The organism is Marivirga sp. (assembly GCF_024636815.1).
Taxonomy (GTDB): Bacteria; Bacteroidota; Bacteroidia; order Cytophagales; family Cyclobacteriaceae; genus Marivirga.
The window spans coordinates 1-5,663 of record NZ_JAGXGF010000060.1 but is presented as its reverse complement, the minus strand read 5'-3'; the positions used below and the strand labels follow the sequence as shown (position 1 = coordinate 5,663).

At 36.2% G+C, this 5,663-nt stretch carries 3 protein-coding genes; all 3 read right to left on the bottom strand.

Annotation, left to right across the window (positions count from 1 at the left end; genetic code table 11):
* Positions 1-1,537 (bottom strand): ABC transporter permease (locus Q0L29_RS04630; protein ID WP_296619472.1); only part of this gene is annotated, 1,537 nt, incomplete at its 3' end.
* Between the two features lie 34 nt (positions 1,538-1,571).
* Entirely contained in the window at positions 1,572-4,025 is a 2,454-nt protein-coding gene (locus tag Q0L29_RS04625; RefSeq protein ID WP_296619471.1) for an ABC transporter permease, read from the bottom strand.
* A 19-nt stretch (positions 4,026-4,044) separates the two neighbouring features.
* Positions 4,045-5,663: FtsX-like permease family protein (locus Q0L29_RS04620; RefSeq protein ID WP_296619470.1), on the bottom strand; the 1,619-nt coding region annotated here is incomplete at its 5' end.

The window sequence follows — 5,663 nt, the reverse complement described above, 5'->3', positions numbered from 1 at the left end:
TACCAGGCACACTCCTTGTTGAAGCCATGGAAAGCACAGATGGAATCGCTTCCATTTCATTCTTTAAATTATCTAATTTTTCGTTTACCTGTCCATCATAATTATAATCAACTACCAGCATTCTGTCCTGATCGTAACCTAAATTCTTCTCTAAAATATGCTCCATTTGGGTGTATACTACTATGGTGCCAGAAATAAGAATTATAGATAAAGTAAATTGAAAAACCACTAATCCTTTCCTCAGAGAAACTCCTCCCACTTCCTTACTGCTTGTTCCTTTTAAAATAGAGGTCGGTTTGAAGCCGGACAAAAGGAATGCAGGATATGATCCTGCTATTAAGCCGATCAAGAGAATAATAGTGAGGAAAAGAGGGAGCGTTTTCCAGCTAATGAATTGACCAATATCAAACGATTTAGCAGTTAAATCAGCCATGAACGGCAACATAATTGTTATCAATAATGAGGCAAACAAGGCCGCAATAATGACGATGATAAGCGATTCTCCTAAAAATTGGTAAATCAAACTCTTTCTACCAGCACCAATACTTTTTCTAATACCTACTTCTTTAGCTCTATCCATTGAGCGTGCAGTAGAAAGATTCATAAAATTAATGATGGCTATAAATAGTATAAACAAACCTATTATAGAGAAGATGTAAATATTTGACATGCTACCCAGCTCTCCTGGTTGCCTTAATGCAGTGGAACCAAGATAAACATCATTTAAAGCTTCAAGTTTAATATGATACCCTTCCATATCATCTCCTGCTCTCCTGCTCAAAAACTCCGGTACCTTCTTCTGAAAGGATGCTTGATTGAATTCATCGTTTACTAAAAAATAGGTATAGAAATCAACATAGCCCCACCATTCAAACACTTCAGGTCTGGAATGTCGGAAGGTGCTCATTGAAAGTAAAGTATTGAACTTGAAATGGGAGTTTTCCGGCACATCTTCCATTATTCCCGTAACTTTATAAATACCCTGATCAGATCTTCCACCGGATCTATCTCCATTCAATGTTTTGCCCATCGGATCTTCATCTCCGAAGTATTTTTTGGCTGTACTTTCTGTTAAAACAATACTAAAGGGTGCTACTAAAGCTGTTTTGGGATCTCCTTTTATTAATTGCCAGCTAAACACATCAAAAGCGGTAGAATCCATAAAAAATATACCATCTTCCTGAAACATCTTTTCACCATTTCTCAATAAAACATCTGCTCTTCCGGAGAACTGCACTACTTTCTCAATCTCGGGAAAATCATTAGCCAAAGCCTGACCAACTGGAGCATTCCCCCATACTTCGTAAAAGTCAGGCTTCACATTATCAGGTTGGGAAGATTCATTAAAACCATGCAAAACCCGATAAATCCGATCCTTTTTCTCATGATACTGATCATAAGAAAGTTCATCCTGTACATACAGATAGATGAGAAAGCAACAGGCCATTCCTATTCCCAAGCCAGAAATATTAATGAAAGAGTAAGCTTTCTTTTTCAGAAGGTTTCTCAAGGCGATTTTTAGATAGTTTTTTAACATGATGATATGTTTATGATTTAGCTTCTTTTACTTATTATTCACTTTTCAAGGAATCAACCGGGTTGCTTTTAGCTACTTTTATTGACTGATAGGCGACTGTTAGCCATGCAATCAAAAAAGCCGCCAGTCCTGCCCACAAAAACAGTCCCCAACCGACCGATATTTTGTATGTATAACCTTCCAGCCATTTGGAGATGCCCCACCAGGCTAATGGGACTGCTAAAACAAATGCAATAATGACAAGCTTTGAAAACTGCTTGGACAGCATAAAAACGATTCCGCTTATGCTTGCACCTAATACTTTTCTAATTCCTATTTCTTTCGTTCTCTGTTCTGCCATAAAGGAGGCCAAAGCAAACAAACCCAAACAGCCAATGAATATGGCCAAGCCTGCAAAAACCGTTAGGATTTTACTTAAACGTGACTCCGCATTATACATGGCATTGAATTCAGAATCGAGGAAGGAATAGCTAAAGGGTAAAGTAGGATCAATTGTATTCCAAATCGCCTCAATTTCACTAAGAGAATTCTGAATTTCATCACTATCTAATCTCACAGCTAACACACTACTGCTACTATTCAAACTCAGTGCCAGAGGTCCAATATCATTTTTCAATGATTCATAGTGAAAATCTTTCACGACTCCAATAACTCTAAATTTATCAAACTTCTCACTTGAGAATTTTCCTGTCTCAGGATCAAAAGCATTAGTTTCTATGTAATTATCAGCCTCAAAATCAGTAAACCCGAATTCACGAAAAGCGGTCTCATTAACGATTACAGCTGAAGAATCAGCACTGCTTCCCAATTTAAAATTTCTACCGGACACCAACTCCATTTGATAGGTATCCAAATAGTCATAGTCCACTGACCAAATTTGAGTACCTACCACATTATCCTCATTGGGTTGTTCTCCTTCTTTCCAGAAAGTATTATCACTTCTATTATATCCACTTACCGGTAAAAAACCGCTATATGAAACGCTCTCGACCTTAGATAATGTGCTCACCTGCTCTTTAAAAGATTGACGCTGATCATTAAGCATATAAGCGTCTTGCACCAAAATCACCTGCTCTTTTGTATACCCTAAATCTTTATTCTGAATGAATTGTAGCTGTTGGTAAATCGCTATAGTACCTATAATCAAAAGTATAGATATAAAAAACTGAAAAACTACCAATCCACTCCTTATTACCACATTTCCAGTACCTAATGAAACTTTCCCTTTAAGAGTTTCTACTGGCTTAAAAGAGCTTAAATAAAAAGCAGGGTAAATTCCAGCCATGATTCCTACTGTAATGCCTGATAAAATAAATAGGAGAATAAATCCAAAATCATATTGAGGTAGCGATAAGTTTTTTCCCGTAATATCATTGAAGGCAGGCATTAGAAGGACTACTAGAAACAGGCCAATAGAAAATGAAATTAAACTAACTAGCACTGATTCTATCAAAAATTGTCTTACCAAATGAGATTTTCTTGAACCCAAAGCCTTTCTTACTCCAACTTCCTTAGATCTGTTTGCAGATCTGGCCGTTGATAAATTCATAAAGTTAATACATGCCAAAATTATGATGAAAATAGCTATTACAGAAAATAAAATTACTACATCTATATTTCCCATTATGGCAATATCAACTGTGTAATCAGAATTCAAATAAACATCTTTAAGACTCTGAATTTCAATTACATAATAATTTCCAGATGCAGAAAGCTCTTCCATGGTCTTCCCCATAAATTCATAAATTTGCGGTGCCAAATATTTATTTACTACTTGATTTACCTTGGTACTTACTTCAGCAGGATCCGCACCAGGTTGCACAGCGAAATATGTATAAAAATTATTACTGGTAAAAGAGGTTCTATTGGCTGTTGGTAAATTAGCCATGGAGATGAGAAAGTCAACAGAAAAATGAGAGTTGCTAGGAAAATCCTCATAAACAGCTGTAATGACATATGTCTCTCTCCCATCTAGTACAAGTGACTGGTTGAGAGCACTTTCATTTGGAAAATACTTTTGAGCTATCGTTTCACTGATAGCAATAGTATTGGGTTCTCTAAATTGCTTCTCTGGATTCCCTTCTTTCAATGGAAATGTGAAAAGTTCGAAAAAACCTGAGTCTGCGAACATTAAGCTCTTTTCTTTAAAACTTTGTTCCATATTAGGTCTTTTTACAGAAAAGCTTCCAAATTTTCGAAGCCTCACAGCTTGCTCAATTTCTGGCACTTCCTCCTTTAGAACAGAAGCTAAGGGTGCAGGAGTAAATGGAAAACTAAACTCATTATCTCCTAATTTGCCTTCTCTTGTAGCACGATATATATTACTTCCGTTTTCATGAAAATTATCGTACGAAAGCTCATTTGAAACATATAAAAAAATTAACATGCTACAGGCCACCCCTACTGATAATCCGGTTATATTAATGATGGAATAAAGCTTATGCTTTCTAAGGTTCCTCCAGGCGATTTTTATATAGTTTTTTAGCATAATGATATATGATTAGATTCTATTCATTTTTTAAGGAATTCACAGGGTTTACTGTAGTGGCTTTTATTGCCTGATAGGCAACTGAAATCAATGCAATAAATAATATGGATATAGCTGTTGAAACAAATATCCAGACACTGATATTTGTATGAAAAGCATAACCCGAGAGGAAACTAGTTCCCAGATACCATGCTAGCGGAATGCCTATTGCCAATCCGATAGCTACCAATTTTATAAAATCACTACAAAGCATAAGAATTAACTCAGCTATGGAAGCCCCCAGCACTTTTCGGATGCCTAATTCTTTAATTCTCCGCTCTGCCGTAAAGGATGCCAGTCCAATTAATCCAAGACAGGATATAAGCACAGCTACTATGGTAAAACTCATGGACAATTTTCCAATCACAGCTTCAGATTGATACTCTCTGTCAAAAGCCTCATCAAGAAAAGAGTATTCAAAGGGATGCTGAGGACTTGCTTTCTTAAACACTTTTTCAATCTCACCCAGGGTTTCTTTCATTGGTTTTTCATGATCCACTTTAACAAGAAAATACTGACCAATTTGCTCTGTATAAAGGAAAATAAGAGGCTCAATACCTGCACTTAAATGATCATTATGAAAATCATCTGTTAAACCAACGATCCTGCCCGGCCCATTCCACACTTCAATCTCTGTACCTATTACATTTTCTGGGCTTAGACCCATCACTTCCATGGCTTTTTTATTGATGATGTAATTTGACTGATCCTGACTTAAATCTGTGAAATTTCTACCCTTTAAAACATCAATATTGAGTGTGGGAATAAGACCTGCATCACAACGAAACAGCTTGAATTGGAGGGATGAATTAACCGGTTTACCCGGCCATTCAATTTCTGTAGTGGTAATGGGAATAGTAAAAATATTACTCCCGGCAAAAGCTACATCCTTAACTGATGAGGATTGAAGTAATTCATTTTTGAATGAAGTATTATTCTTTATAAGTTCCTCATTACTATCAATTAGAACAATATTATCTTTTTCGAAACCAAGATTTTTGCTGCTGATAAAAGCTATTTGTTCATAAATAATAATGCTTCCTGCTATTAATACAATAGAGACCACGAACTGAATGATCACCAAGGTTTTTCGTAGTCCACTACCGGAAAGGGAATTCAGTACATTGCCTTTTAAGGCCAGTAAGGGTTTAAAAGAAGAAAGAAAGAATGCCGGATAGCTTCCTGCACAGAGTCCACAAATTATTGTGATAAGCAAAATACCAATAATAAAAACAGGTTCTGTAAAGTCTATTATTAAGGATTTATTGGTTATTTGATTGAAAAAGGGCAATAATTGCCATACAAATATTAGGGCTAATACTAAGGCAATAAATGATAGTACTATTGCTTCAGCCATAAATTGTTTGATTAAGGACGACTGTCCGGCACCAACTAACTTCCTCACTCCTACTTCCTTGCTTCGGGTGGCAGATCGCGCTGTAGCCAAATTCATGAAATTAATACAAGCCATCATCAAAATAATGACTGCTATAAAACTAAAAAGGACTACTTGCTCTATGCGGCCTCCGGCACTTTTACCATTTTCAAAACTGCTATAAAGCCTAGATTTATGGAATTGAAATAAGAATGGAGTGGTAG